This is a genomic window from Flavobacterium sp. ov086 (assembly GCF_900187965.1).
Taxonomy (GTDB): domain Bacteria; phylum Bacteroidota; class Bacteroidia; order Flavobacteriales; family Flavobacteriaceae; genus Flavobacterium.
The window spans coordinates 83,729-109,846 of sequence record NZ_FZNL01000008.1; the positions used below are offsets into that span (position 1 = coordinate 83,729).

The window sequence follows — 26,118 nt, forward strand, 5'->3', positions numbered from 1 at the left end:
AGTTTTAATTTTTGATAATCAAATAAACTGTTGTTGCCAGTGACAACAACGTAATAATTGTTCCTATAGATTGTATACCTGTCTGACCAGTTCCCCAAGTTTTTTGTCTCAATGGCTTTACATAAATATAATCGTTAGGCTGCAAATAATAATAAGGTGATTTCATAACATTGACATCGGTAAGATCTATATTATTCATTTGAACTCCTGTTGGTGTTTGTCGAATTACGGTTACCGTTTTTCGATCTCCAACAGTATTAATATCGCCTGCATTTGCGATCGCCTCCATAATATTTACATGTTCCTGAAACAATGTTTTTGTTCCGGTACTTCCTACCTCACCATTTATAGTGTATCTAAAACCTGCTAATTTTACTGTAACGAAAATATCAGCTTCACTTTTAAAATATTCCTCAAGCAATTTTTTTTCAATACGAATTCTAACTTCATCAAGTGTATACCCAATAACATTTATCTCTCCTAAAACTGGCATTCTAATATTACCATGATCATCTACGGTGAATCCATCAAAATACAAAGCCGATTCAGTTTTTCCTGTCGTCGATGCTGTTGTATTAAAAATTGAAACTAATTTAGGATCAATAGCTTTTATACTAATACTCAAAACATCATTCACCTGAAGTCTATAAGGCTTAGACTCAACTGCCGAAATGGTATTGGTATTTTGTTCTACTGAATTGTTTTTATCTTGCAAGTACACTAAGTCTTTTATAGGAATACAAGATGTAAATAGTGTACTAATTAATAGAAATATAAAAAAGCTTTTTTTAGTCATTATTGGGGATTTTATCGCAAATATAGCTTTTACTTTAATCTTCAGGAAATCTATACTTTATTTGAGGCTTAATTAATTGTTTTTGAAAGTTTTTTCGAACGGAACCCGATGCAAAATACTTCTTCCGAGTGTAATTTCGTCTGCATATTCTAATTCATCACCCACAGAAATACCTCTTGCTATTGTAGAAATTATAATTTCTGATTCGGCGATTTGTTTATAAATGTAAAAATTCGTTGTATCACCTTCCATAGTCGAACTTAATGCAAAAATAATCTCGACTACTTTTCCAGCTTTTACTTTTTCAACTAAACTTGAAATGTTTAACTGACTTGGCCCAACTCCTTCAATTGGGGAAATTTTGCCACCAAGAACATGGTAAATTCCTTTATACTGTCCAGTATTTTCTATAGCCATAACATCGCGAATGTCTTCGACTACACAAATCGTTTGATGATTTCTGGATGAATTTGCACAAATTTCGCAAACTTTTGTATCAGAGATATTATTACAACTTTCACAAAACTTAATATCAGCTCTCATATTTAATAATGCCTGCGACAAAAAGCTTGTTTGTTCTTTAGGTTGTTTTAATAAATGAAGAACCAATCGCAATGCCGTTCTCTTACCAATTCCTGGCAATTGCGACATTTCGTTGACTGCTTTTTCTATTAATTTTGATGAAAATTCCATGAAGACAAAAGTAATACTTTTAATGATTTAGTAGGCTTTGGGGCAACCAAATTCAATGGTAACCAAAAATGTCAATTGAATTTCAAGAGTTCGTTCTAGCCCAGATGGAAACAACATCCTTTTGTGCGGCCCCGAAACTTCGGGAGCCACAAAAGATATAGCAGATCCCGAAACTTCGGGAGAAATAGCTCCTTAAAAATTTAATATTGATTTGTAGCCAATAAGACCAAAGTGCATGCAACTTCGGCTTTGATATTATTTAGTTCTAACAACTGATAGAACTCTGGATTTTCTGCTCCTGGATTAAAAACAACTCTTTTAGGCTGTGCTTCGATAATGTAATTATAATAATCGCGTTGACGTGCAGGGTTCAGATATAAGGTAACTGTGTCTATATTTTTTACAGGAATTGCTTTAGTATAAATTTTAACACCGGCAACTTCACCCGTATTTTGACCAATTGCTAAAACAGTATGTCCTTTTTCAACTAACATATTTATTGCTCTAAAAGCATAACGATCTGGTTTTGTGGTTGCACCCAGAACTAAAGTTTTTTTATTTTTCATCATTTTTAAATATTCTACAAAAGTAATCAAAAAGAATGAGCTTAGTTTAGGTTATTGATTTAGAAATAACAATAATAAAGACAATATCTTAATACGAATTTGCTTTCATATATCAAAAAAAGAGTATTTTTACTTCACTAACCAAAACTCTATGGATTTATTCATTTATTTATTTGCCGCTCTTTTTTCAGTGTTAAACCCAATTGGAACTGTTCCAATTTTTGTTGGATTAACACAACATGACTCTAAAAAAGAACGTTCCCGAATTTCACTTTGGACCGCTATAAACGTTTTCATCATTTTGATGGTTTCCTTTTTTATAGGACAATATGTTCTGTCATTTTTTGGAATAAGCATTGATGCACTTCGTATTGCTGGCGGAATTGTAATTGTAAACTCAGGATTTTCACTTCTTTCAGGGAAATTCAACAAAAAACGCGGAATCAATAAAAAGATAGAAAATGAGGCACAACAGCGAAACGACATTGCTCTAACTCCGTTAGCAATACCAATGCTTGCAGGTCCTGGATCAATGTCTTTATTGATAGCATTTTATCAAGAACATCATTCAATGGAAGAAATCATCATTTCTTCTTTGGCAATTCTAGCAATTGCTGTTGCTATTTTCGCAATTCTAAAAAGTGCTCATTATCTGGCAAGAATACTCGGTGCTTCGGGAATTGTCGCGATATCCAGAATTGTTGGATTTATTGTGATTTCTATCGGAATTCAATATATAGTGAGTTCAATCATTAATATCGTGAAAGGGAATTTAATGTAATACCTCACAAAAGGAATATTTACATTATATTTTTTTATCTTTGAAATCATAATTTTTAATCCAAATGGCTTTACTTCTAAGCCTGCAGAAAATTTATATTCATTAATGGAACAGAAAATACATCAAGGAAGAAACGTAAAACGTTTTAGAGAAATGCTTGGCATCAAACAAGAGTCATTGGCTTTTGATCTCGGAAATGACTGGAATCAGAAGAAAATTTCTATGCTGGAGCAAAAAGATGTAATTGAAGATGATATACTTGATCAAATCTCACATATATTAAAAATTCCCGTGGAAGCTTTTCAGAATTTTGATGAAGAGCAGGCTATAAATATTATTTCAAATACTTTTCATGATACTCAAGGCTTGATAAATTACAACCCAACTTTCAATAATAATCCAATTGAAAAATTGATTTCACTTCATGAAGAAAAGATAGCTTTGTATGAACGAATGCTGAAAGAGAAAGATGAAATGATGACCAGACTTGAAAAATTAATCAATAAATAAGAAGCTCTTATTCATAATAAAAAAGGCTCAACCAGATGGTTGAGCCTTTTTTATATCAAATTTTATTAGTTATAAACAAACTTAACTTCTTGGCAAAAACACTTCTGCCATCATACATCTTGCACTTCCTCCTCCGCAAGCTTCGATAGTATCAAGACTTGAACTTAAAATTTCAGCGTGATTTTCTAATTGTGAAATTTGTTTAGGAGTCAAACTCTGATGTGCCGATGCGCTCATCACAATATATTTTTTATCATTCGTTCCTCGAACTTCTAACATATTACCTGCAAAATTATTTACCTGAGCTTCTGTAATTAGAATGATTTCTTTTTTATCAGCTTTTAGATTTTCAAGAACCATTTTACGTTCTTTTTTGTCATCAATGCAATCTGCACAGATAACCGCAAAAGTTTCGCCTAAACACATCATAACATTTGTATGATATATTAGTTTACGTTCGCCATCAACAGTTTGAAAAGCTTCGAAAATTACTGGAGCATAATCAAAATCTTCACAGAATTCTATAAATAATTCTTCATCGGCACGAGGCGACAAAGCGCAATAAGCTTTTGCATTAGCACGATCTAAAAGCAGACTTCCGGTTCCTTCAAGAAAAAAACCATCTTCTTCGGCTGATGTGTAATCCATTATATTGCTAATTTCAAAACCTTTATCTTCAAGCGTGTCTAAAATATCTTCACGACGTTCCTGACGACGATTCTCTGCAAACATTGGATACAATGCCACATCTCCATTTTCATGAAAAGAAACCCAATTATTTGGAAATATACTATCAGGGGTGTCCGTTTCTAAAGTATCATCTATTACTGTAACATCAACTCCTACCGCTCTCAGTTTTTCAACAAAAGTATCAAATTCTTGTTGTGCCTTAGTATTAACCGTACTTGGCAAAAGTCCGTCTAATACTTTTTGGTAATAATTATTTACAGCAGTTTGCTCATTCATTCTGAAAGCAACTGGCCGAATCATTACGATCGCATTTGTTGTTTGTCTCATATTCTGAATATTTTTGTTTCAGGTTTCATGTTTCAAGTTACCGAAACCTTAAAATCTTTTTTAGTCTCTAATTAATGGAAGCGTCGAACATCTTAATAATCCTTCCTGCTTTGCAATTTCTGCATACGGAATTTCTTCTACTGTAAATCCGTTTGCACGTAACCAATTGTTTAATCTCGTAAAGTTTTTTTCTGAAACAACAACATTTTCGTCAATCGAAAAAACATTAGAAAACATATTATACATTTCGTTTCTTTCGATATGAAATAAATTTTCCATTCCAAAAAGGTTAACTAAGTACAAGTAATCAGCTTCTTCACGGAAACCTCTTTTATAAATAATTCCTTTATCTTTTCCTACAGGTTGAAAACAACAATCTAAGTGCAAAGCATTGTCGCGAGCTTCTAATTTAGATTTCACTAAATCAAATTCTTTGACAATTTTATTAGGAAACAATTCTTTGATATAATTTACACCTTGCATATTTGTACGCGCTGTAATGTAATCTTTGTAATCACTTCCTTTATAAGTTCCAATAAAAATATGATCATTCCACAACATAACATCTCCACCTTCAATATGAACTTCTTCTGGTGGACGAACCACTTTTAAGGAATCCATTTGATCAATTACATATTGAATTGCATCTAATTCACGTTCTCTATCCGGTAAAATATTCGATTTTACAAACGTATCATCAATTACGAATCCAATATCTCTCGCAAAAATCTGATTGTAATTTTCGATCATTTCTGGTCGATAAACCTTTACATCATATTTTTTAAAAACAGTATTAAAAGCCTCCATTTCAACAACCATATCTTCTTCGATTGGATAAGTTCCTGCCTTAATATGCTCCAATGATTTAGGATCATAAGCCTCTTCTAAAGATGGAGTTGGCCCATTATGAACAGCTGAACCCAAAACTACTGCCCGTAATCTTGACGTTTCGTTCTTTATATTTAATTGCAACATAATAGTATTAGATTTTGGGCAAATATAAAAAAAGCTTCACAGTTAAGTGAAGCTTTTAAAGTTATTTATTTGTTAGACTTAAAGTCTCTCAAGGGATGCCCCGTATAAATTTGTCTTGGTCTTCCAATTGGTTCTTTGTTTTCACGCATTTCTTTCCATTGGGCGATCCAACCTGGCAATCTACCAATAGCAAACATTACTGTAAACATATCTGTTGGAATTCCTAATGCTCTGTAAATAATTCCAGAGTAGAAATCAACATTTGGATACAAGTTTCTTGATTTGAAATATTCGTCTTCTAAAGCAGCTGATTCTAATTTTTTAGCAATTTCTAAAATAGGATCTTCAACACCTAAAGTTTCCAATACTTCTTTAGCAGCTTTTTTAATAATTCTTGCTCTTGGATCAAAGTTTTTATAAACTCTATGACCAAATCCCATTAAACGGAAAGGATCATTTTTATCTTTTGCTTTAGCCAAAAACTTATCAGTATCTCCTCCGTCTTTATTAATCTCTTCAAGCATTTCTAGTACAGCTTGATTGGCACCTCCGTGAAGTGGTCCCCATAGTGCAGAAACTCCAGCAGAAATTGAAGCAAATAAACCAGCATGAGAAGAACCAACCATTCTTACTGTAGAAGTAGAACAGTTTTGCTCGTGATCTGCATGAAGAATAAACAATTTATCTAATGCATCCACGATAATCGGATTTGCAGCATAAGGTCCTGTAGGCAATTTAAACATTAATTGCATAAAGTTCTCTACATATCCTTGTGTATTGTCGTAATAGTTCAACGGATACCCCATAGATTTTCTATAAGTCCATGTTGCAATTACAAGAAATTTACCCATTGTTTTGCAAATGGCTTCGTACATTTCTTTTTCATTTTCAACATTTACTGCTTTTGGATTAAATGCTGTCAAAGCACTTGTCAAAGCAGATAAAACACCCATTGGATGTGCTGTCTTTGGAAAACCATCAATGATATTTTTCATCTCTTCGTTAACCAAAGTATGTTTTTTAATACCATTTTCAAACTGTTCCAATTCTTTAGCACTTGGCAATTCTCCAAAAATTAAAAGATAAGACACTTCTAAGAAGTTAGCTTTTTCGGCTAAATCTTCAATTGAATATCCTCTGTAACGTAAAATCCCTAATTCTCCGTCTAAGAAAGTGATTTCGCTTGTACAAGATCCAGAATTCTTATATCCAGGGTCGATTGTAATAAAACCAGTTAAATCACGTAATTTGTTAATATCGATAGCTGATTCATTTTCGCTTCCTGTGATTACCGGAAGTTCAATTTTTTGACCATCTACTTCTAATGTAGCTATTTTTGACATAATATATCGGAAATAATTCTTTAAAATAATAATTTATCAAATCTAAGGAATTTAAGACTAATTAAAAAAAGAATACTGCTATGAATTTGTTAAAACTCCAAAAAAAAACCACCCATTAAGAAATGGATGGTTTAAATCTATATATAACTCTTACAATTATTTAATCTTGAAAGCGTTTAATCCAGGGAAATAAGCAGTACTTCCTAACTCTTCTTCGATTCTCAATAATTGATTGTATTTTGCCATACGATCAGAACGAGAAGCAGAACCAGTCTTAATTTGACCACAGTTTAAAGCTACAGCTAAATCAGCAATAGTATTATCTTCTGTTTCTCCTGAACGGTGAGACATTACTGAAGTATATCCTGCATTTTTAGCCATATTTACAGCTGCAATAGTTTCTGTTAAAGTTCCAATTTGGTTAACTTTTACTAAAATTGAATTTGCGATTCCTTTTTCAATTCCAGTTGATAAACGCTCAACATTAGTAACGAACAAATCATCACCTACTAATTGTACTTTATGTCCAATTTTTTCAGTTAAGTATTTCCACCCATTCCAGTCATCTTCATACATACCATCTTCGATTGAAATAATTGGATATTTAGCAGCAAGTTCAGCTAAATAATCAGCTTGTTCTTCAGAAGTTCTGATTTTTCCAGTTTCACCTTCAAATTTAGTATAATCATATTTACCGTTTACATAAAATTCAGAAGCAGCACAGTCAAGAGCAATCATAATTTCGTCACCAAAAGTATATCCAGCTTTTTCAACCGCTAATTTGATAGTATCTAAAGCATCTTCAGTACCACCAGCTAAATTTGGCGCAAAACCACCCTCATCACCTACAGCTGTACTTAAACCTCTGTCATGCAATACTTTTTTCAAGCTATGGAAAATTTCAGTTCCCATTTGCATAGCATGTGTAAAAGAAGTAGCTTTTACAGGGAAAATCATAAATTCTTGAAATGCGATAGGTGCATCAGAGTGAGAACCACCATTGATGATATTCATCATTGGAACCGGTAATGTGTTTGCAGAAACTCCACCAACATATCTGTATAATGGTAATCCAAGTTCGTTTGCAGCAGCTTTTGCAGCAGCCAAAGAAACTCCTAAAATAGCATTTGCTCCTAATTTAGATTTGTTTGGTGTTCCGTCTAAATCGATCATCAATTGATCAATTGTGTTTTGTTCAAAAACAGAAGTTCCAACTAATTCTTCAGCAATAACAGTATTTACATTATTCACTGCATTCAAAACTCCTTTTCCTAAGAACGCTTTTCCTCCATCACGTAATTCAACAGCCTCATGTTCTCCAGTTGATGCTCCAGATGGAACAGCCGCTCTACCTAAAACTCCATTTTCAGTTACTACATCAACTTCAATAGTAGGATTACCTCTAGAATCAAAAATTTGTCTTGCGTGAACTTTAATTATAATACTCATTATTTTTGTTTTTTATTAATAAATTATATTTTTTTCGAAATTATAAAAATATTTAATAGAAAAAATGCATTCTTACCATTAAACACCTTTATTTATTAACTATATCGTTTTAGCAGTAGCTACTTTTATATTCTCAACAAATTGATCGAACAAATAAGATGAATCATGTGGTCCAGGACTTGCTTCAGGATGGTATTGTACTGAAAAACAATTCTTACTTTTCATACGCATACCTGCAACCGTTCCATCATTTAAATGCAAATGCGTTATCTCTAAATCTGGATGATTATCTAAAGCTTCTTTATTTACAGCAAAACCATGGTTTTGAGAAGTAATTTCTCCTTTACCAGTAATTAGATTTTTAACCGGGTGGTTAATTCCTCTGTGACCATTAAACATTTTATACGTTTGAACTCCGTTTGCCAAAGCAATTACCTGATGTCCTAAACAAATTCCAAATAAAGGATTATCATTTGCCAAAATTTCTTTTGCAACCTCGATAGCTCCAAAAAGAGGATCCGGATCTCCAGGTCCATTTGACAAGAAGTATCCATCCGGATTAAATTCAGCCAGATCTTTATAAGTAGAGTTGTATGGAAAAACTTTGATATAACAATCTCTTTTCGCAAGGTTTCTTAAGATATTCTTTTTAATTCCTAAATCTAAAGCTGAAATCTTATAAGTTGCATTTTCATCACCAAAAAAATAAGGCTTAGTTGTTGATACTTTTGATGCCAACTCTAAACCTTCCATGTTTGGCACATTTGCCAATTCTTTTTTTAATTCTTCAACAGAAGTACCATCAGTGCAAATAACTGCATTCATAGCTCCATTATCACGAATATAACTTACAAGTGCACGCGTATCAACATCAGAAATACAGATTAAATTTTGTTTTGTAAAATAATCTTCTAAACTTCCTGAAGCATCTTCTCTTGAATAATTAAAACTGAAGTTTTTACAAACTAAACCAGCAATTTTAATGCTATCAGATTCAATTTCTAAATCATTGACACCGTAGTTTCCAATGTGAGCATTAGTAGCCACCATTATCTGTCCAAAGTAAGATGGGTCAGTAAAAATCTCTTGATAACCGGTCATTCCAGTATTAAAACAAACTTCACCAAAAGTTTTACCGCTAATACCGATAGATTTTCCGTGAAAAATAGTTCCATCACTTAGTAATAAAATGGCGCTTTGTCGTGTAGTGTATTTCATTCTTTAATTGTGTATTGTTTTTTTTAATTGTGTCATGAAATCCGTCAGACGTCTTTCATTTGTAATTAGATATTTTGCAAATTTACTCCTTTAAAAGAGTGCTTCCAAGATTTTTTAAAAATTTCATTAATAAAATTAAAACCTAAATTTCGAAATAAGTTACATTTTAAACTATTTTAAAAAAAATCAAAAAAAAAGGATAAACTAAAAATTAGTTTATCCTTGATTTCTATAGAATCATTACTTTCATAATTATTCAGAAGCTTCAGTAGTCGTATCAGACTCAGCAGCTGGAGCTTCAGTAGTTTCCTCAGCTTTTTTTGCTTTACCACCACGACGGCTTTTTGCTTTTTTAACTTCTTTTTTACCTCCATTGTAAAGCTCATTGAAATCTACAAGTTCGATCATTGCCATATCAGCATTATCTCCCAAACGATTTCCAACTTTAATGATACGAGTGTATCCACCTGGACGGTCACCAACTTTAGCAGCTACGTCTCTGAACAAGTCAGTTACCGCATATTTACTACGTAAGTAAGCAAAAACAATACGACGATTGTGAGTCGTATCTTCTTTTGATTTTGTGATTAAAGGCTCAACGAATTGTTTAAGCGCTTTAGCCTTAGCAACAGTAGTGTTAATACGTTTGTGCTCAATAAGAGAACAAGCCATATTAGCTAACATAGCTTTTCTATGTCCAGTCTGTCTGCTTAAGTGATTGAATTTTTTTCCGTGTCTCATTGCTATTTTAAATTTAATCCGCCGTGGCGGATTGAATTATTCTTTATCTAATTTGTATTTAGCTAAGTCCATTCCGAAAGTTAAATTTTTAACTGCAACAAGTTCATCAAGCTCAGTTAAAGATTTTTTACCAAAATTACGGAATTTCATTAGGTCATTTTTATTGAACGATACTAAATCACCAAGTGTATCAACTTCAGCCGCTTTCAAGCAATTTAATGCTCTCACAGATAAATCCATATCAACAAGCTTAGTTTTAAGCAATTGTCTCATATGCAATGACTCTTCATCATACGATTCTGTTTGTGCAATTTCGTCAGCCTCGAGTGTAATTCTTTCGTCAGAAAATAACATGAAGTGGTGAATTAAAACTTTAGCAGCTTCAGTAAGAGCATCTTTTGGATTAATAGAACCATCAGTTTTAATTTCAAAAACTAATTTTTCGTAATCTGTTTTTTGCTCAACACGGAAGTTTTCAATTGCGTATTTTACATTTTTTACCGGAGTAAAAATAGAGTCTGTAAAAATAGTACCAATTGCAGCGTTCTGTTTTTTGTTCTCCTCAGCAGGAACATATCCTCTACCTTTTTCGATTGTTAAATCGAAGTTCAATTTGATTTTAGAATCTAAATTACAGATAACAAGGTCTGGATTCAAAACTTGGAAACCTGAAATAAATTTTTGAAAATCACCTGCTGTTAGTTGATCTTTACCAGAAACAGAAATTGTAACTGCTTCATTATCGATATCTTCAATTTGACGTTTGAAACGTACTTGCTTTAGATTAAGGATAATTTCGGTAACATCTTCAACAACACCTGAAATAGTAGAAAACTCATGATCTACACCTTCGATACGAACAGATGTAATTGCATAACCTTCTAATGCTGAAAGCAAAACTCTTCTAAGTGCATTACCAACTGTCAATCCATAACCAGGTTCTAAAGGTCTAAATTCGAATTTACCTTCAAAATCGGTTGAATCGATCATGATAACTTTATCGGGCTTTTGAAAATTAAATATTGCCATAAATTTCGACTAAGTCAATTATTATTTGTTGTACAACTCTACGATTAATTGTTCTTTAATGTTTTCTGGAATTTGAAGTCTTGCAGGTACAGAAACAAAAGTTCCCTCTTTAAGATCATTATTCCAAGTAATCCATTCATAAACATGACTTGAATTTGATAAAGAACGTTCGATAGCTTCTAAAGATTTAGATTTTTCACGAACTGCAACTTTATCACCAGGTTTAAGGTGGTAAGAAGCAATATTTACAACTTCACCATTTACAGTAACGTGTCTGTGAGAAACTAATTGTCTAGCACCTCTTCTAGAAGGAGCGATACCCATTCTAAAAACAACGTTATCTAATCTTGCTTCACATAATTGTAAAAGAACTTCACCAGTAACACCTTTAGTAGCTGATGCTTTTTTGAATAAATTTCTGAATTGTTTTTCTAAAATTCCATAAGAATATTTAGCTTTTTGCTTTTCCATTAACTGAACAGCGTACTCAGATTTTTTACCTCTTTTTTTAGCCATCCCGTGTTGTCCAGGTGGGTAATTTCTTTTTTCGAAAGATTTATCATCTCCGAAGATTGCCTCGCCAAATTTACGAGCAATTCTAGTTTTTGGACCAGTATATCTTGCCATTTCTAAAAAATTAAATTTAAGGTAGAGATTATGAATTCAGGTCAAATCCTTCGATAATCTATATTCTACCTTGTTTATACTATGAATAAATAAAATTAAACTCTACGTCTTTTTGGAGGACGACATCCGTTGTGAGGCATTGGAGTAACATCGATAATCTCTGTAACTTCAATTCCACCGTTATGAATAGAACGGATAGCAGACTCACGTCCGTTTCCTGGTCCTTTTACATAAACTTTTACTTTTTTAAGTCCAGCTTCAAGAGCTACTTTACTACAATCTTCTGCTGCCATTTGGGCTGCGTATGGAGTGTTCTTTTTAGAACCTCTAAAACCCATTTTACCAGCTGAAGACCAAGAAATAACTTCACCTTTTTTGTTAGTCAAAGAAATGATGATGTTATTGAAGGTAGCAGAAATATGAGCTTCTCCCGTTGATTCAACGATAACTTTACGTTTTTTTGCAGTTGCTTTAGCCATATTACTTATTATTTAGTTGCTTTTTTCTTGTTAGCAACAGTTTTTCTTTTACCTTTTCTTGTTCTAGAGTTGTTTTTAGTTCTTTGTCCTCTTAACGGAAGACCAGATCTATGACGGATCCCTCTGTAACAACCAATATCCATTAAACGTTTGATGTTCAAAGAAACTTCAGAACGTAATTCTCCTTCAATTTTAAATGCACCAACAGCTTCACGAATTGCTCCGATCTCGTCATCATTCCAATCTTGAACTTTTTTATCTTGGCTAACTTGAGCTTTCTCTAAAATCTCAATAGCTCTACTTCTTCCTAATCCAAAGATATAGGTAAGTGCTATAACACCTCTTTTATTTTTTGGGATATCTACCCCTGCTATTCTTGCCATAATTATCCTTGTCTTTGTTTAAATCTAGGATTCTTTTTGTTTATTACGTACAATCTCCCTTTTCTACGCACAATGATGCACTCGGGACTTCTCTTTTTTACTGATGCTCTAACTTTCATAGTGAATATCCTTTAATATCGATAAGTAATTCTTGCTTTTGACAAATCATAAGGACTCATTTCTAGTTTCACTTTATCACCAGGTAATAACTTGATGTAATGCATACGCATTTTTCCAGAAATATGAGCAATTACGATATGTCCATTTTCTAACTCTACACGGAACATCGCATTTGATAATGCTTCGATGATTGATCCGTCTTGTTCTATTGCTGATTGTTTTGCCATAAATATATTAAGCTACCGCTTTTCTATTTTTACCAGTCTTCATTAAACCATCATAATGTTTGTTTAACAAGTATGAATTGATTTGTTGAATAGTATCTATTGCAACACCAACCATAATTATTAATGAGGTACCTCCAAAAAACATTGCCCAAGATTGTTGTACATCCATAATACTTACAACAATGGCTGGGAACACAGCAATCAAAGCAAGGAATAAAGATCCTGGGAAAGTTATTAAAGACATCACTTTATCTAAGAAGTCTGAAGTTTCAGCACCTGGACGAACTCCAGGAATAAAACCACCACTTCTTTTTAAATCATCGGCCATTTTGTTAGTAGGAACAGTGATAGCAGTATAAAAGAATGTAAACACAATAATTAAAGTTGCAAATACAAAATTATACCAAAAACCAAACATATTACTAAACGCACCAACAATAGATTGTGATGTATCTGATTTAGACAATCCAGCTACAGCTGCAGGTATAAACATAATTGCCTGAGCAAAAATGATTGGCATAACTCCAGAAGCATTAAGCTTTAGAGGAATCCATTGTCTATTACCACCAGCCAAATCTTGCTCGTAATCTCCAGTTGTTGTACGACGAGCGTATTGAACCGGAATTTTACGTACTGCCATTGTAAGCAATACACAAGAAATGATTACCAATAACCACACAATAATTTCAATAACTAATAACATTGGACCACCATTGTTGTTTGTTACTCTAGAAGAAAACTCTTGCATGAATGCTTGAGGTAGTCTAGCCAAAATACCAACCATAATCAATAATGAAATTCCATTTCCAATACCTTTATCCGTAATTTTTTCTCCAAGCCACATAGCAAAAATAGTACCAGTAACTAAGATGATAACAGACGAAAACAAAAATTCAGGTGAATTAAAGCCTAGTAAGAATGCACTTCCAGGTAACGTTCTGTATAAATTATAGATATAAGTTGGACCTTGAACCAGTGTAATAGCTATAGTCAACCAACGAGTGATTTGATTAATCTTTTTTCTACCACTCTCTCCATCGTTTTGAAGCTTTTGTAAATAAGGAATCGCAATTCCCATTAACTGAACAACAATAGATGCAGAAATATAAGGCATAATACCTAAAGCAAAAACTGAAGCTTTAGAGAAAGCACCCCCTGTAAACATGTCTAGGATTGATCCTAAACCATTTTTAGTTTGTCCCGCTAAACCTGTTAATTGAGTTGCGTCAATTCCAGGAAGCGTAACGTGTGCACCAAAACGATATACTAAAAGTAATCCTAATGTAATTAAGATTCTATTTTTCAGTTCTTCGATTTTCCAAACATTACTTATTGATTCAATAAATTTCTTCATCTTAATAGATAAGTTATATAGTTACAGCCTCTCCACCAGCAGCTTCAATAGCAGCTTTTGCAGTAGCAGTAAATTTGTGGGCAGTTACTTTTAATTTTGCTTTCAATTCTCCTCTACCTAAAATCTTAACGATTTCATTTTTGGTAGCTAGACGGTTTGCAACGAAATCTGTCATAGAAACAGAATCAGTAATCACACCATTGTCTACTAATAATTGAAGCGTATCTAAATTAACACCTTCGTATTCTTTACGATTGATGTTTGTGAAACCAAACTTAGGCACACGTCTTTGAAGTGGCATTTGCCCTCCCTCAAAACCAATCTTTTTAGAATAACCAGAACGAGATTTTGCTCCTTTGTGACCTCTTGCAGAAGTACCACCTTTTCCAGAACCTTCTCCTCTACCTAATCTTTTATTTTGATTGTGTGTTGACCCTTCAGCTGGTTGTAAGTTACTTAAATTCATAACAGTATTTGTTATTTAGCTTCTTCGACAGAAACTAAGTGTTTAACTTTGTTTATCATCCCAAGGATTGCAGGATTTGAATCATGCTCTACAACTTGTCCCATTTTACGTAGACCTAAAGCTTCCAAACCTCTTTTTTGAGAAAGAGGGCAGTTGATTTTGCTTCTTACTTGTTTTACTAATAATTTAGCCATAATTTCCTTGAATTAACCTTTAAAAACTTTTTCTAAAGAAACACCTCTTTGTTTTGCAACAGTGTGAGCGCTTCTCATTTGTAATAAAGCATCAAAAGTTGCTTTCACTACGTTATGAGGATTTGATGATCCTTGAGATTTAGATAATACATCGTGAATACCTACTGATTCAAGAACTGAACGAACAGCTCCACCAGCAATAACTCCTGTACCATGAGAAGCAGGAATTAAGAATACACGTGCACCACCAAATTTACCTTTTTGTTCGTGAGGAACAGATTGTCCATTCAAAGGAATTTTTACTAAATTTTTCTTAGCATCTTCTACTGCTTTCGCAATTGCTTCAGAAACGTCTTTAGATTTTCCTAATCCATGACCAACTACTCCGTTTTCATCACCTACAACTACAATAGCAGAAAAACCGAAAGCTCTACCACCTTTTGTAACTTTAGTAACACGATTAACACTTACCAGACGATCTTTAAGTTCAAGACCACTTGGTTTTACCAATTCTACATTTTTGTATTTAGACATAATATATTAGAATTTAAGTCCAGCCGCTCTTGCGCCTTCTGCTAATGATTTAATACGACCGTGATATAAATATCCACCTCTGTCAAAAGTGATGGTATCAATCCCAGCTTTTAACGCTTTCTCTGCAACTAGTTTTCCAACAGCAGCAGCGATTTCAACGTTAGTACCTTTTCCTATTTCTTTTTCTCTTGAAGATGCAGCTAATAAAGTAACTCCATTTACGTCATCAATAAGTTGAGCATAAATTTCTTTGTTACTTCTAAATACAGATAGTCTTGGGTTAGTAGCAGTACCACTAATCGATTTTCTAATTCTGAATCTAATTCTCTGTCTTCTATCAGATTTTGTTAATGACATAATCTTATTTTTTAAGCTGATTTACCTGCTTTTCTTCTTAATACTTCACCCACAAATTTAACACCTTTTCCTTTGTACGGCTCTGGCTTACGGAAACCTCTGATTTTCGCAGCAACCTGACCTAAAAGTTGTTTATCAAATGATGTTAATTTTACGATAGGGTTTTTACCTTTTTCAGATATTGTCTCTAAAGCTACTTCCGGAGCAATTTCCAAAACAATATTGTGAGAATATCCAAGAGCTAAATCTAACTTTTGACCTTGGTTTGAAGCTCTATAACCAACTCCAACTAATTCAAGTTCTTTTGTAAAACCTTCAGATACACCAATTATCATGTTATTGATTAATGATCTGTATAATCCGTGTTTTGCTCTTTGGTCTTTATGATCAGACGATCTTTCTAATAAAACTTGATCGCCTTCAACTTTTACAGTAATGTCCGAAAACTCCTGAGTTAGTTGACCTTTTTTTCCTTTTACTGTAACGATACCGTCTTTAACTTCTACAGTTACTCCAGCAGCGATTACAATTGGGCTTTTACCTATTCTTGACATCTTATTTAGTCTTTAAAATTAGTATACGTAACAAATTACTTCACCACCTACATTTAATTGTTTCGCTTGTTTTCCAGTCATAAGACCTTTTGAAGTTGAAACAATTGCAATTCCTAATCCATTAAGGATTCTTGGTAATTTGGCAGCACCTGCATATTTACGTAAACCAGGTTTACTAATTCTTTGGATATCTTTAATTACAGGCTCTTTAGTATCTTTATCATACTTTAAAGCGATTTTGATTGAACCCTGAACAGAGTTGTCTTCAAATTTGTAACTCAAGATATAACCTTGATCAAATAAGATCTTAGTTATTTCTTTTTTTAGATTAGAAGCTGGAATTTCAACAACTTTGTGGTTTGCAGCCACAGCGTTACGAACTCTAGTCAAATAATCTGCAATAGGATCTGTATACATATGTATTTGATTGCGATTATGGTTTTCGGGAGACACCCGTCTCCCGAACCTTTAATCAATTAAAATTATTTTTTGGTTTGCAAAAGTAATAACTTTTTACGAGATTACCAAGATGCCTTTTTAACTCCAGGAATTAACCCATTGTTAGCCATTTCACGGAAAGTTACTCGTGAAATACCGAATTGACGGATATACCCTCTTGGTCTACCTGTTAATTTACAACGATTGTGCAAACGAACTGGTGAAGCATTTTTAGGTAATTTTTGTAAACCTTCAAAATCTCCAGCTTCTTTCAAAGCTTTTCTTTTCTCAGCATACTTTGCTACCGTTTTTTCTCTCTTAACCTCGCGGGCTTTCATTGATTCTTTAGCCATGTCTTAATTCTTTTTAAAAGGTAATCCTAATTCAGCCAATAATGACTTTGCTTCCTTGTCTGTTTTTGCAGTAGTAACAAATGTAATATCCATTCCTGAAATTTTGTTTACTTTGTCAATATCAATTTCAGGGAAAATGATTTGCTCTAAAACTCCAAGATTGTAATTACCTCTTCCGTCGAAACCAGTAGCTTTGATACCACTAAAATCTCTAACGCGTGGCAAAGCAGAAGTTACAAGTCTATCTAAAAACTCATACATTCTCTCACCACGTAAAGTAACTTTCGCTCCAATAGGCATCCCTTTTCTCAATTTGAATGACGCAACGTCTTTCTTTGAAATTGTAGATACTGCTTTTTGTCCAGTGATCTTTGTTAACTCATCAACTGCATAGTCAATAAGTTTTTTATCAGATACAGCTGCACCAACTCCACGGCTCAAAACGATTTTTTCAAGTTTTGGAACTTGCATCACGTTTGTATATCCGAATTCCTCTTTAAGAGCAGAGATTACTCTACTCTTATATTCTTCTTTTAGTCTAGGTGTATATGCCATTACTATAGTACTTGATTAGATTTTTTTGAAAATCTTACTTTCTTATCTCCTTCTACTCTAATACCAACTCTAGTTGTTTCCTTAGTTTTAGGATCAATTAGTGAAATGTTAGATATTTGTATAGAAGCTTCTTTCTTAACGATACCACCTTGAGGGTTTTTAGCACTTGGTTTTGTATGTTTCGAAACCATGTTTACACCTTCAACTATCGCTTTATTTTTCTCACGGTAAACACGTAAAACTTTACCTTCAGCACCTTTATGGTCTCCAGCAATAACTCTTACGATATCTCCTGATTTTATTTTTAGCTTTATCATCTTAAAACGAATTAAAGCACTTCTGGTGCTAATGATACAATTTTCATGAATTGTTTTTCACGAAGTTCTCTTGCTACCGGACCAAAAACACGTGTTCCTCTCATTTCCCCTGCAGCGTTCAAAAGAACACATGCATTATCATCGAAACGGATATAAGAACCATCAGCTCTTCTCACTTCTTTTTTGGTACGTACAACAACTGCAGTTGAAACAGCTCCTTTTTTAACGTTACCGTTAGGAGTTGCATCTTTAATAGATACTACAATCTTGTCACCAACAGAGGCATACCTTCTTTTGGTACCTCCTAAAACACGGATAGTTAAAACTTCTTTTGCTCCCGTGTTATCTGCTACTTTTAGTCTTGATTCCTGTTGTACCATAATTATTTAGCTCTTTCTAAGATTTCAACTAATCTCCAACATTTTGTTTTACTTAAAGGACGCGTTTCGCTAATTCTTACAGTATCTCCAATGTTACAGTCGTTTGTTTCGTCGTGTGCAACATATTTCTTTGTTTTCAACACGAACTTACCGTATAATGGGTGTTTTACTTTTCTTACTTCAGCAATAACAATAGACTTATCCATTTTATTTGAAGTAACAACACCTATTCTTTCTTTTCTTAAATTTCTTTTTTCTTCCATCTTTCAGCAGAATACAATTATTGTAACTCTCTTTTAGTTAACTCTGTAGCCAATCTTGCAACTGTTCTTCTCACACTTCTAATTTGAAGCGGGTTCTCAATTGGAGAAATAGCGTGAGCCATTTTTAGGTCAGCATATATTTTCTTAGTTTGACTAAGTTTTTCTTGCAACTCCGCTGCAGAAAGATCTTTTATTTCTGATTGTTTCATAATATAAATTTAATTATGCTTCGAAATCTCTAGCAACGACGAATTTAGTTTTTACTGGAAGCTTTTGAGCTGCAAGGCGCAAAGCCTCTTTTGCAACTGATAAAGGAACTCCTCCAACTTCAAACATAATTCTTCCGGGTTTAACAACGGCAGCCCAATATTCAACGGCACCTTTACCTTTACCCATACGTACCTCAAGAGGCTTCTTAGTAATTGGTTTGTCTGGAAATATTTTGATCCATAATTGTCCTTCTCTCTTCATGAAACGAGTTGCAGCAATACGCGCAGCTTCGATTTGACGAGACGTTAAGAACATTCCATCTTCATGTACAGATTTAATACCAAACATTCCATTAGAAAGTTCATGCCCTCTTTGAGAGTTACCTTTCATTTTACCTTTCTGTACCTTACGGTATTTTGTTCTTTTAGGCTGTAACATTTTTCTTTAGTTTAAAAATTTACTTTCTTTTACGAGCGTCTGGTTTTCCACCTTTATTAAAGGGTTTTCTGTCTCCTCTCGGAGAATCACCACCTTTACCACCACCAGTTCCAGATTGTTTTTTATCCATTCCTGCAAGTGGAGAAAGATCTCTCTTTCCATAAACTTCACCTTTCATGATCCATACTTTGATACCCATTCTACCATAAGTAGTGTGAGCTTCAGCCAAAGCATAATCAATATCAGCTCTGAAAGTTGATAGAGGAATTCTACCTTCTTTGAAACCTTCTGAACGCGCCATCTCAGCACCATTCAAACGACCAGAAATCAAAACTTTGATACCTTCAGCGTTCATACGCATAGAAGCAGCAATAGCCATTTTGATTGCACGTCTGTAAGAAATACGGCTTTCGATTTGACGAGCGATGCTTGTCGCCACAAGATAAGCATCTAACTCAGGTCTTTTAATTTCAAAGATGTTAATTTGAACCTCTTTGTCAGTAACTTTCTTAAGTTCTTCTTTCAACTTGTCTACCTCTTGTCCACCTTTTCCGATAATGATACCAGGTCTAGCAGTAGTGATAGTAACGGTTACAAGCTTCAAAGTTCTCTCAATGATTACTTTTGATACACTAGCTTTTGATAAACGAGCGTGGATATACTTTCTGATTTTGTGATCTTCGGCAAGTTTATCACCGTAATCATTTCCACCATACCAGTTTGAGTCCCACCCTCTGATGATACCAAGTCTATTTCCAATTGGATTTGTCTTTTGTCCCATGCTGCTTAAGAATTGCTTTGTGTGTTATTGATAGCTCCAAGCACGATTGTTACGTGGTTAGAACGTTTTCTTATTCTGTGTGCACGACCTTGTGGAGCTGGACGAAGTCTTTTCAACATCATTCCACCATCTACTCTGATCTCTTTAACAAATAATCCAGCTTCTTCTAAATTACCTTCACTATTTTTTTGCTCCCAGTTGTTGATTGCAGATAATAATAGTTTTTCTAATTTTCTTGAAGCTTCTTTAGAACTGAATCTTAAGATGTTAAGTGCTCTTTCTACCTTCTGACCTCTTACCAAGTCCGCTACTAAGCGCATTTTTCTAGGTGAAGTAGGGCAGTTATTCAATTTTGCGAAAGCAATAGACTTATTAGCCTCTTTTCTCGCATCTGCTGTTTCTCTTTTACGAACTCCCATTGCTTCTTATTTTTTACCTTTATTTTTTGCTCCAGCATGACCTCTAAAAGATCTAGTTGGTGAAAACTCTCCTAATTTGTGACCTACCATGTTTTCTGTTACGTAAACTGGTACAAATTGACGACCGTTATGAACTGCGATAGTCTGCCCAACAAAGTCTGGAGTAATCATAGAAGCTCTAGACCAAGTCTTTACCACTCCTTTATTTCCGTTTTCAATGTTTTCTTGAACTTTCTTGTCTAACTTATAATGAACGAAAGGTCCTTTTTTTAATGAACGTGCCATATCTTATTATTTCTTTCTACGTTCTACGATATACTTGTTACTCGGGTTTTTCTTAGAACGAGTTCTATAACCTTTTGCTGGTATTCCATTTCTTGAACGTGGATGTCCACCAGAAGAACGTCCTTCTCCACCACCCATTGGGTGATCAACAGGGTTCATTGCAACAGGTCTTGTTCTAGGTCTTCTTCCTAACCATCTTGTTCTACCTGCTTTACCAGATACAACTAATTGGTGGTCTGAATTAGAAACTGCTCCAATTGTAGCTGAACAAGTTAACAAGATCAATCTTGTTTCTCCTGACGGCATTTTAATTGTAGCATATTTTCCATCTCTTGCCATTAATTGAGCAAATGTTCCAGCTGAACGAGCGATTACCGCACCTTGACCTGGACGTAACTCAATACAAGAGATAACAGTTCCTAAAGGAATTCTGCTTAAAGGCAATGTATTACCAATTTCAGGTTGAGATTCTGGACCAGAAACTAATTTCTGACCAACTTTCAATCCGTTTTGAGCAATTACATAAGTTTTCTCTCCATCAGCATAAGCTAATAAAGCGATAAATGCAGTACGATTTGGATCGTATTCGATTGATTTCACTGTAGCCGGAATTCCGTCTTTAGTTCTTTTGAAATCAATAATACGATATCTCTGCTTGTGACCACCACCCGTATAACGCATGGTCATCTTTCCTTGACTATTTCTACCTCCAGAGTTTTTTATCGGTGCTATCAAAGAGCGTTCCGGCTTATCAGTTGTAATGGCGTCATAACCATTCACAACTCTAAATCGCTGACCTGGGGTAATAGGTTTTAATTTTCTTACTGACATTTTTCTATCTTAGATATTGTTGTAAAAATCAATTGTTTCTCCTTCTTGTACTTGAACAATCGCTTTCTTAATTGCATTTGTCTTTCCACTGATTAAACCACTTTTAGTGTATTTTGTAGTTCTATCCGGTCTTACGTTCATCGTGTTAACTGAAACGATAGTTACTCCATAAGCAGCTTCAACAGCTTTCTTAATCTGAACTTTGTTTGCTTTTTTGTCAACAACGAATCCGAAGCGGTTTAAAACTTCACTTTCTTTGGTTACTTTTTCTGTTACTATAGGTCTAATTATGATACTCATACTCCTATTATTTACTTAAATTTTCTTCAATTAACTCCAAAGAACCTTCTAAAAGCACTAAATTATTAGTGTTTAAAATAGCGTAAGTGCTTAATTCTGAGCTAGTTACGACATTCGAAGCCTTTAAATTGCGTGACGACAAATATACATTTTTATTTGACTCTCCCAACACAAATAGAGATTTTTTATTATCTAACCCTAAAGCTTTCAAAACGTTAATGAAATTTTTAGTGTTTGGAGTTTCAAAATTAAAGTCCTCAAGAACGATAATATTTGACTCTTTTGCTTTGATTGAGAAAGCAGATTTTCTAGCCAATCTTTTCAAAGATTTATTCAATTTGAATGAATAACTTCTTGGCCTTGGTCCGAAAACTGTTCCACCACCTTTAAACAATGGATTCTTAATACTTCCCGCACGAGCAGTACCTGTTCCTTTTTGCTTTTTAATCTTACGTGTACTTCCTGTCACTTCAGCTCTTTCTTTAGCCTTGTGAGTTCCCTGTCTTTGATTAGCAAGATATTGCTTAACATCAAGGTATACAGCGTGATTGTTTGGTTCAATTGCGAATACTGAATCAGAAAGTTGAACTTTTCTTCCAGTATCTTTTCCGTTGAAATCTAATACTTTTACTTCCATTACTTCTGAATGATTACATAAGAGTTTTTATGTCCAGGAACGCATCCTTTAATAACAAGTAGGTTCTTTTCAGCAACTACTTTTAAAACTCTAAGGTTTTGTACTTTTACATTATCTCCTCCCATTCTTCCAGCCATACGCATTCCTTTGAATACTCTAGATGGATAAGAAGAAGCTCCCACAGAACCTGGCGCTCTTAAACGGTTATGTTGACCATGAGTTGCTTGACCAACACCACCAAATCCGTGACGTTTTACAACCCCTTGAAAACCTTTACCTTTAGAGACACCTTGTACATCTACAAATTCTCCTTCAGCAAAAATAGAAACATCGATAAGATCTCCTAATTTTTGTTCAGTTGCGAAATCTTGGAATTCAACGACTTTTTTCTTAGCAACAGTTCCAGCTTTTTTAAAGTGACCTAAAGCCGCTTTAGTAGAATGTTTCTCGTTTTTGTCATCGAAACCTAGTTGCAACGCTTCGTACCCGTCAACACCTTTGGTTCTGACTTGGGTAACAACACACGGCCCAGCCTCGATTACTGTACAAGGAATGTTTTTCCCGTTTTCGTCGAAAATACTAGTCATGCCGATTTTTTTACCAATTAACCCAGACATAAATATTAATTATTAATTACTAAAATTCCCTTCAATTTGAAAATAACAGAAATTTCCAAACAGGGAGTGCAAAAGTATACATTAAAATTGAATATACCAAACGGTTGTAAAAATTAAATAGCTCATAATCAAAATCAAAGCACCAACCTCACCAACTTTGACATTCTATTTCTTCAAAAAATTAATTTTTCTCATTTTAACTCTCAATATCATTTCCCTTAACAATTACATAATCTTCAAAAGGTAAAACTTTGTTAACAGCCTAAATCAAAGACATTTCAACAAAAAATAGAAATATTTTATCAAAATGAATATCTTAAAAATTTACTCATCAAAATTTTTTACAACAAAAAAAAGCGAGACATTTCTGACTCGCTTTTTATATGCAAAATATAATAAAAAAATTATACTTTTATTTCTACTTCAACTCCACTTGGCAATTCAAGTTTCATTAATGCATCAATAGTTTTAGATGAAGATGAATAAATATCAATCAATCTCTTGTATGACATTACTTCAAATTGCTCTCTCGCTTTTTTGTTAACGTGCGGAGAACGTAACACAGTGAAAAGTTTTTTGTGAGTTGGTAACGGAATTGGACCTGTTACAACTGCTCCAGTAGTTTTTACTGTTTTTACGATCTTTTCAGCAGATTTATCCACCAACATGTGATCGTAAGATTTTAGTTTTATTCTGATTTTTTGACTCATTTTCTTAAGAATTAAGCGTTACCTTTTGCTTTTTTAATTACAGCTTCCGAAATATTAGAAGGTGTTTCTGCATAGTGAGAAAACTCCATTGTTGAAGTTGCTCTACCAGAAGATAATGTTCTTAATGTTGTTACATATCCAAACATTTCTGATAAAGGCACATCAGCTTTAATAGTTTTAGCACCGTTTCTGTCACCCATGTCATTTACCTGACCTCTACGACGGTTGATATCACCAACGATATCCCCCATGTTTTCTTCAGGAGTAATAACCTCCATTTTCATGATTGGCTCCAAAATAATCGCACCAGCAGCTTTAGCTACTTCTCTATAACCCATTCTAGCAGCTAACTCAAAAGAAAGTGCATCAGAATCGACAGGGTGGAAAGATCCGTCCGTCAAAGTTACTTTTAAACTATCCACTTGATAACCTGCCAACGGACCAGTTTTCATAGCTTCACGGAAACCTTTTTCTACAGAAGGGATATATTCTTTAGGAACGTTACCACCTTTTACTGCATTAATAAACTGTAATCCAACAGGAACTTTACCATCAACTTCGTCAGCTGGCTCAAGTGTAAATACGATATCACCGAATTTACCACGACCTCCTGATTGTTTCTTATAAGTTTCTCTGTGTGTAGCAGTTCTTGTAAACGCCTCTTTATATTCAACTTGAGGCTCACCTTGGTTTACTTCAACTTTAAATTCACGTTTCATACGATCTACTAAGATATCCAAGTGAAGCTCACCCATACCAGAGATAATAGTTTGCCCTGAAGCCTCATCTGTTCTAACTGTAAACGTTGGATCTTCTTCAGCTAATTTAGCCAAAGCCATACCCATTTTATCAACGTCAGCTTTAGTTTTAGGTTCAATTGCAATACCAATTACCGGTGCAGGGAATTTCATAGACTCAAGAATGATTGGGTGTTTTTCATCACACAATGTATCTCCAGTTTTGATATCCTTAAATCCAACAGCAGCTCCAATATCTCCAGCCTCAATATATTCGATTGGATTTTGTTTGTTAGCATGCATTTGGTAGATACGAGAAATTCTTTCTTTATTTCCTGAACGAGTGTTCAAAACGTAAGAACCAGCATCTAAACGACCAGAGTAAGCACGAAAGAAAGCTAAACGACCTACGAATGGGTCAGTAGCAATTTTAAATGCCAAAGCAGCGAACGGCTCTTTTACATCTGGACGACGTAAGATTTTAGTTTGATCTTCTTCTAATAATTCAGCATCATCAGGGTGAATCCCTTCGATACCTTCCTTATCCATTGGAGAAGGTAAATATTTACAAACTGCATCTAACATGAATTGAACTCCTTTGTTTTTGAAAGAAGAACCAGCAATCATCGGAATGATAGCCATATCCATAGTAGCAGCTCTTAAAGCTTTGTTGATTTCTTCCTCTGTAATAGAGTTTTCATCTTCCATGAATTTCTCTAAAAGATTTTCATCGTAATCAGCAACTGCCTCAATAAGAATAGATCTGTATTCTTTAACCTCTGCAACCATATCAGCAGGAATTTCAACAATATCAAAAGTTGCCCCTTGAGTTGCATCATGCCAAATGATAGCTTGATTTTTTACTAAATCCACAACACCTTTGAAATCATTTTCTTCACCAATTGGCAAAGTGATCGCAACAGCATTTGATTTCAACATATCACGAACTTGTTGACAAACTGCCAAAAAGTTAGATCCTTGACGATCCATTTTATTTACGAATCCCATACGCGGAACTCTATATTGATCAGCAAGTCTCCAGTTAGTTTCTGACTGAGGCTCAACACCATCAACAGCACTAAACAAGAAAACCAATCCATCAAGTACACGTAAAGAACGGTTTACCTCTACAGTAAAGTCAACGTGTCCAGGAGTATCAATAATATTAAAGTGGTATGGCAAAGACTCAGGCAAAATCTTACCTTGCTCAGTTGGAAAGTTCCACTCACAAGTTGTTGCAGCTGAAGTAATTGTAATACCTCTTTCTTGCTCTTGAGCCATCCAGTCCATTGTTGCAGCACCATCATGTACTTCACCAATTTTATGTGACTTTCCAGTATAAAAAAGAATACGCTCAGTTGTTGTTGTTTTACCAGCATCAATGTGAGCAGCAATTCCAATATTTCTTGTATATTTTAAATCTCTAGCCATTTC

Annotated in this window: 40 protein-coding genes; 2 read left to right on the forward strand and 38 right to left on the reverse strand. The window is 34.1% G+C overall.

Features of this window, described 5'->3' with window-relative positions:
• Positions 1 to 4: 4 nt before the first annotated feature.
• The 3 genes from CHB81_RS10785 to CHB81_RS10795 form a co-directional block, all read right to left on the reverse strand.
• Positions 5 to 796, reverse strand: coding sequence for a polysaccharide biosynthesis/export family protein (locus CHB81_RS10785; protein WP_089351911.1), 792 nt, complete (start codon positions 794 to 796; stop codon positions 5 to 7).
• Positions 797 to 868: 72 nt separating this feature from the next.
• Positions 869 to 1,489, reverse strand: a complete 621-nt coding sequence (gene recR, locus CHB81_RS10790) for a recombination mediator RecR (RefSeq protein WP_089351912.1) — start codon at positions 1,487 to 1,489, stop codon at positions 869 to 871.
• A gap of 200 nt (positions 1,490 to 1,689) precedes the next feature.
• A complete protein-coding gene (locus CHB81_RS10795) occupies positions 1,690 to 2,055 on the reverse strand; it encodes a CoA-binding protein (protein WP_089351913.1) in 366 nt (121 codons plus the stop codon).
• 151 nt (positions 2,056 to 2,206) lie between these two features.
• Between CHB81_RS10795 and CHB81_RS10800 the strand changes: the two genes are divergently transcribed.
• Together CHB81_RS10800 and CHB81_RS10805 are read left to right on the forward strand one after the other, a co-directional pair.
• Positions 2,207 to 2,836, forward strand: coding sequence for a MarC family NAAT transporter (locus CHB81_RS10800; RefSeq protein ID WP_089351914.1), 630 nt, complete (start codon positions 2,207 to 2,209; stop codon positions 2,834 to 2,836).
• Between the two features lie 105 nt (positions 2,837 to 2,941).
• Positions 2,942 to 3,346 carry a helix-turn-helix domain-containing protein gene (locus CHB81_RS10805; RefSeq protein ID WP_089351915.1) on the forward strand — a complete coding sequence of 135 codons (405 nt, stop codon included), beginning with the start codon at positions 2,942 to 2,944 and terminating at the stop codon, positions 3,344 to 3,346.
• Between the two features lie 81 nt (positions 3,347 to 3,427).
• On the opposite strand, the gene ctlX is transcribed toward CHB81_RS10805, so the two are convergent.
• The 35 genes from ctlX to fusA all read right to left on the reverse strand — a co-directional run bounded on the left by ctlX (position 3,428) and on the right by fusA (position 26,115).
• Complete coding sequence (gene ctlX / locus CHB81_RS10810) at positions 3,428 to 4,363, reverse strand: citrulline utilization hydrolase CtlX (protein ID WP_089351916.1); 936 nt, start codon at positions 4,361 to 4,363, stop codon at positions 3,428 to 3,430.
• A 60-nt stretch (positions 4,364 to 4,423) separates the two neighbouring features.
• On the reverse strand, positions 4,424 to 5,338 hold the full coding sequence (locus CHB81_RS10815; RefSeq protein WP_089351917.1) for a dimethylarginine dimethylaminohydrolase family protein: 915 nt from the start codon (positions 5,336 to 5,338) through the stop codon (positions 4,424 to 4,426).
• A 65-nt stretch (positions 5,339 to 5,403) separates the two neighbouring features.
• Positions 5,404 to 6,681, reverse strand: coding sequence for a citrate synthase (locus tag CHB81_RS10820; protein WP_089351918.1), 1,278 nt, complete (start codon positions 6,679 to 6,681; stop codon positions 5,404 to 5,406).
• A 156-nt stretch (positions 6,682 to 6,837) separates the two neighbouring features.
• Positions 6,838 to 8,130 carry a phosphopyruvate hydratase gene (gene eno / locus CHB81_RS10825; protein ID WP_055093067.1) on the reverse strand — a complete coding sequence of 431 codons (1,293 nt, stop codon included), beginning with the start codon at positions 8,128 to 8,130 and terminating at the stop codon, positions 6,838 to 6,840.
• Positions 8,131 to 8,229: 99 nt separating this feature from the next.
• Entirely contained in the window at positions 8,230 to 9,348 is a 1,119-nt protein-coding gene (carA, locus tag CHB81_RS10830) for a glutamine-hydrolyzing carbamoyl-phosphate synthase small subunit (RefSeq protein WP_089351919.1), read from the reverse strand.
• 252 nt (positions 9,349 to 9,600) lie between these two features.
• The gene (rplQ, locus tag CHB81_RS10835) at positions 9,601 to 10,089 is read right to left on the reverse strand and encodes a 50S ribosomal protein L17 (RefSeq protein ID WP_089351920.1); all 489 of its coding nucleotides are present in this window, start codon (positions 10,087 to 10,089) and stop codon (positions 9,601 to 9,603) included.
• A gap of 36 nt (positions 10,090 to 10,125) precedes the next feature.
• Positions 10,126 to 11,118, reverse strand: coding sequence for a DNA-directed RNA polymerase subunit alpha (locus CHB81_RS10840; protein ID WP_026109818.1), 993 nt, complete (start codon positions 11,116 to 11,118; stop codon positions 10,126 to 10,128).
• A gap of 21 nt (positions 11,119 to 11,139) precedes the next feature.
• Complete coding sequence (gene rpsD / locus CHB81_RS10845) at positions 11,140 to 11,745, reverse strand: 30S ribosomal protein S4 (RefSeq protein ID WP_026982953.1); 606 nt, start codon at positions 11,743 to 11,745, stop codon at positions 11,140 to 11,142.
• A gap of 95 nt (positions 11,746 to 11,840) precedes the next feature.
• Positions 11,841 to 12,224, reverse strand: a complete 384-nt coding sequence (rpsK, locus tag CHB81_RS10850; protein WP_007803677.1) for a 30S ribosomal protein S11 — start codon at positions 12,222 to 12,224, stop codon at positions 11,841 to 11,843.
• Between the two features lie 8 nt (positions 12,225 to 12,232).
• Complete coding sequence (gene rpsM, locus CHB81_RS10855; protein WP_056245953.1) at positions 12,233 to 12,607, reverse strand: 30S ribosomal protein S13; 375 nt, start codon at positions 12,605 to 12,607, stop codon at positions 12,233 to 12,235.
• A 2-nt stretch (positions 12,608 to 12,609) separates the two neighbouring features.
• Positions 12,610 to 12,726 carry a type B 50S ribosomal protein L36 gene (gene ykgO / locus CHB81_RS10860; protein WP_072945378.1) on the reverse strand — a complete coding sequence of 39 codons (117 nt, stop codon included), beginning with the start codon at positions 12,724 to 12,726 and terminating at the stop codon, positions 12,610 to 12,612.
• Positions 12,727 to 12,738: 12 nt separating this feature from the next.
• Positions 12,739 to 12,954: a translation initiation factor IF-1 gene (gene infA / locus CHB81_RS10865; RefSeq protein WP_007136545.1), complete on the reverse strand. Its 216-nt coding sequence runs from the start codon at positions 12,952 to 12,954 to the stop codon at positions 12,739 to 12,741.
• Between the two features lie 7 nt (positions 12,955 to 12,961).
• Positions 12,962 to 14,308: a preprotein translocase subunit SecY gene (gene secY, locus CHB81_RS10870; RefSeq protein ID WP_089351921.1), complete on the reverse strand. Its 1,347-nt coding sequence runs from the start codon at positions 14,306 to 14,308 to the stop codon at positions 12,962 to 12,964.
• 13 nt (positions 14,309 to 14,321) lie between these two features.
• On the reverse strand, positions 14,322 to 14,774 hold the full coding sequence (gene rplO, locus CHB81_RS10875; RefSeq protein WP_017495009.1) for a 50S ribosomal protein L15: 453 nt from the start codon (positions 14,772 to 14,774) through the stop codon (positions 14,322 to 14,324).
• A gap of 11 nt (positions 14,775 to 14,785) precedes the next feature.
• A complete protein-coding gene (gene rpmD / locus CHB81_RS10880; protein ID WP_017495010.1) occupies positions 14,786 to 14,968 on the reverse strand; it encodes a 50S ribosomal protein L30 in 183 nt (60 codons plus the stop codon).
• Positions 14,969 to 14,980: 12 nt separating this feature from the next.
• Positions 14,981 to 15,505, reverse strand: a complete 525-nt coding sequence (gene rpsE / locus CHB81_RS10885; RefSeq protein ID WP_085950926.1) for a 30S ribosomal protein S5 — start codon at positions 15,503 to 15,505, stop codon at positions 14,981 to 14,983.
• Positions 15,506 to 15,508: 3 nt separating this feature from the next.
• Positions 15,509 to 15,859: a 50S ribosomal protein L18 gene (gene rplR / locus CHB81_RS10890; protein ID WP_042565878.1), complete on the reverse strand. Its 351-nt coding sequence runs from the start codon at positions 15,857 to 15,859 to the stop codon at positions 15,509 to 15,511.
• An 11-nt stretch (positions 15,860 to 15,870) separates the two neighbouring features.
• Positions 15,871 to 16,413 (reverse strand): 50S ribosomal protein L6, encoded by a 543-nt coding sequence (gene rplF, locus CHB81_RS10895; protein ID WP_042565877.1) that lies wholly within the window; start codon positions 16,411 to 16,413, stop codon positions 15,871 to 15,873.
• 18 nt (positions 16,414 to 16,431) lie between these two features.
• The gene (gene rpsH / locus CHB81_RS10900) at positions 16,432 to 16,830 is read right to left on the reverse strand and encodes a 30S ribosomal protein S8 (protein WP_017495014.1); all 399 of its coding nucleotides are present in this window, start codon (positions 16,828 to 16,830) and stop codon (positions 16,432 to 16,434) included.
• Between the two features lie 104 nt (positions 16,831 to 16,934).
• Positions 16,935 to 17,204, reverse strand: coding sequence for a 30S ribosomal protein S14 (rpsN, locus tag CHB81_RS10905; RefSeq protein ID WP_007803655.1), 270 nt, complete (start codon positions 17,202 to 17,204; stop codon positions 16,935 to 16,937).
• Positions 17,205 to 17,207: 3 nt separating this feature from the next.
• Positions 17,208 to 17,759 (reverse strand): 50S ribosomal protein L5, encoded by a 552-nt coding sequence (gene rplE / locus CHB81_RS10910; protein WP_007803652.1) that lies wholly within the window; start codon positions 17,757 to 17,759, stop codon positions 17,208 to 17,210.
• Between the two features lie 2 nt (positions 17,760 to 17,761).
• Positions 17,762 to 18,076 carry a 50S ribosomal protein L24 gene (gene rplX, locus CHB81_RS10915; RefSeq protein WP_007803650.1) on the reverse strand — a complete coding sequence of 105 codons (315 nt, stop codon included), beginning with the start codon at positions 18,074 to 18,076 and terminating at the stop codon, positions 17,762 to 17,764.
• Between the two features lie 11 nt (positions 18,077 to 18,087).
• Entirely contained in the window at positions 18,088 to 18,456 is a 369-nt protein-coding gene (gene rplN, locus CHB81_RS10920; RefSeq protein WP_007803649.1) for a 50S ribosomal protein L14, read from the reverse strand.
• A gap of 2 nt (positions 18,457 to 18,458) precedes the next feature.
• Positions 18,459 to 18,719 carry a 30S ribosomal protein S17 gene (rpsQ, locus tag CHB81_RS10925; protein ID WP_007803646.1) on the reverse strand — a complete coding sequence of 87 codons (261 nt, stop codon included), beginning with the start codon at positions 18,717 to 18,719 and terminating at the stop codon, positions 18,459 to 18,461.
• A gap of 17 nt (positions 18,720 to 18,736) precedes the next feature.
• Positions 18,737 to 18,928 carry a 50S ribosomal protein L29 gene (gene rpmC, locus CHB81_RS10930; protein ID WP_007803639.1) on the reverse strand — a complete coding sequence of 64 codons (192 nt, stop codon included), beginning with the start codon at positions 18,926 to 18,928 and terminating at the stop codon, positions 18,737 to 18,739.
• Positions 18,929 to 18,941: 13 nt separating this feature from the next.
• On the reverse strand, positions 18,942 to 19,367 hold the full coding sequence (gene rplP, locus CHB81_RS10935) for a 50S ribosomal protein L16 (protein WP_007803637.1): 426 nt from the start codon (positions 19,365 to 19,367) through the stop codon (positions 18,942 to 18,944).
• Between the two features lie 19 nt (positions 19,368 to 19,386).
• The gene (rpsC, locus tag CHB81_RS10940) at positions 19,387 to 20,148 is read right to left on the reverse strand and encodes a 30S ribosomal protein S3 (RefSeq protein ID WP_007803635.1); all 762 of its coding nucleotides are present in this window, start codon (positions 20,146 to 20,148) and stop codon (positions 19,387 to 19,389) included.
• A 5-nt stretch (positions 20,149 to 20,153) separates the two neighbouring features.
• Positions 20,154 to 20,567, reverse strand: a complete 414-nt coding sequence (rplV, locus tag CHB81_RS10945) for a 50S ribosomal protein L22 (protein WP_007803631.1) — start codon at positions 20,565 to 20,567, stop codon at positions 20,154 to 20,156.
• A gap of 6 nt (positions 20,568 to 20,573) precedes the next feature.
• Entirely contained in the window at positions 20,574 to 20,852 is a 279-nt protein-coding gene (gene rpsS / locus CHB81_RS10950; protein ID WP_007803626.1) for a 30S ribosomal protein S19, read from the reverse strand.
• Between the two features lie 6 nt (positions 20,853 to 20,858).
• The gene (gene rplB, locus CHB81_RS10955; protein ID WP_007803623.1) at positions 20,859 to 21,683 is read right to left on the reverse strand and encodes a 50S ribosomal protein L2; all 825 of its coding nucleotides are present in this window, start codon (positions 21,681 to 21,683) and stop codon (positions 20,859 to 20,861) included.
• 9 nt (positions 21,684 to 21,692) lie between these two features.
• On the reverse strand, positions 21,693 to 21,983 hold the full coding sequence (gene rplW, locus CHB81_RS10960) for a 50S ribosomal protein L23 (protein WP_017495018.1): 291 nt from the start codon (positions 21,981 to 21,983) through the stop codon (positions 21,693 to 21,695).
• A gap of 7 nt (positions 21,984 to 21,990) precedes the next feature.
• Complete coding sequence (gene rplD / locus CHB81_RS10965) at positions 21,991 to 22,620, reverse strand: 50S ribosomal protein L4 (protein WP_089351922.1); 630 nt, start codon at positions 22,618 to 22,620, stop codon at positions 21,991 to 21,993.
• Positions 22,620 to 23,237 (reverse strand): 50S ribosomal protein L3, encoded by a 618-nt coding sequence (gene rplC, locus CHB81_RS10970; protein WP_007803612.1) that lies wholly within the window; start codon positions 23,235 to 23,237, stop codon positions 22,620 to 22,622. Before rplC ends, rplD begins: the two co-directional genes overlap by 1 nt.
• A gap of 404 nt (positions 23,238 to 23,641) precedes the next feature.
• A complete protein-coding gene (rpsJ, locus tag CHB81_RS10975; RefSeq protein ID WP_007803605.1) occupies positions 23,642 to 23,947 on the reverse strand; it encodes a 30S ribosomal protein S10 in 306 nt (101 codons plus the stop codon).
• A gap of 11 nt (positions 23,948 to 23,958) precedes the next feature.
• A complete protein-coding gene (gene fusA / locus CHB81_RS10980) occupies positions 23,959 to 26,115 on the reverse strand; it encodes an elongation factor G (RefSeq protein WP_089351923.1) in 2,157 nt (718 codons plus the stop codon).
• Positions 26,116 to 26,118 lie beyond the last annotated feature (3 nt).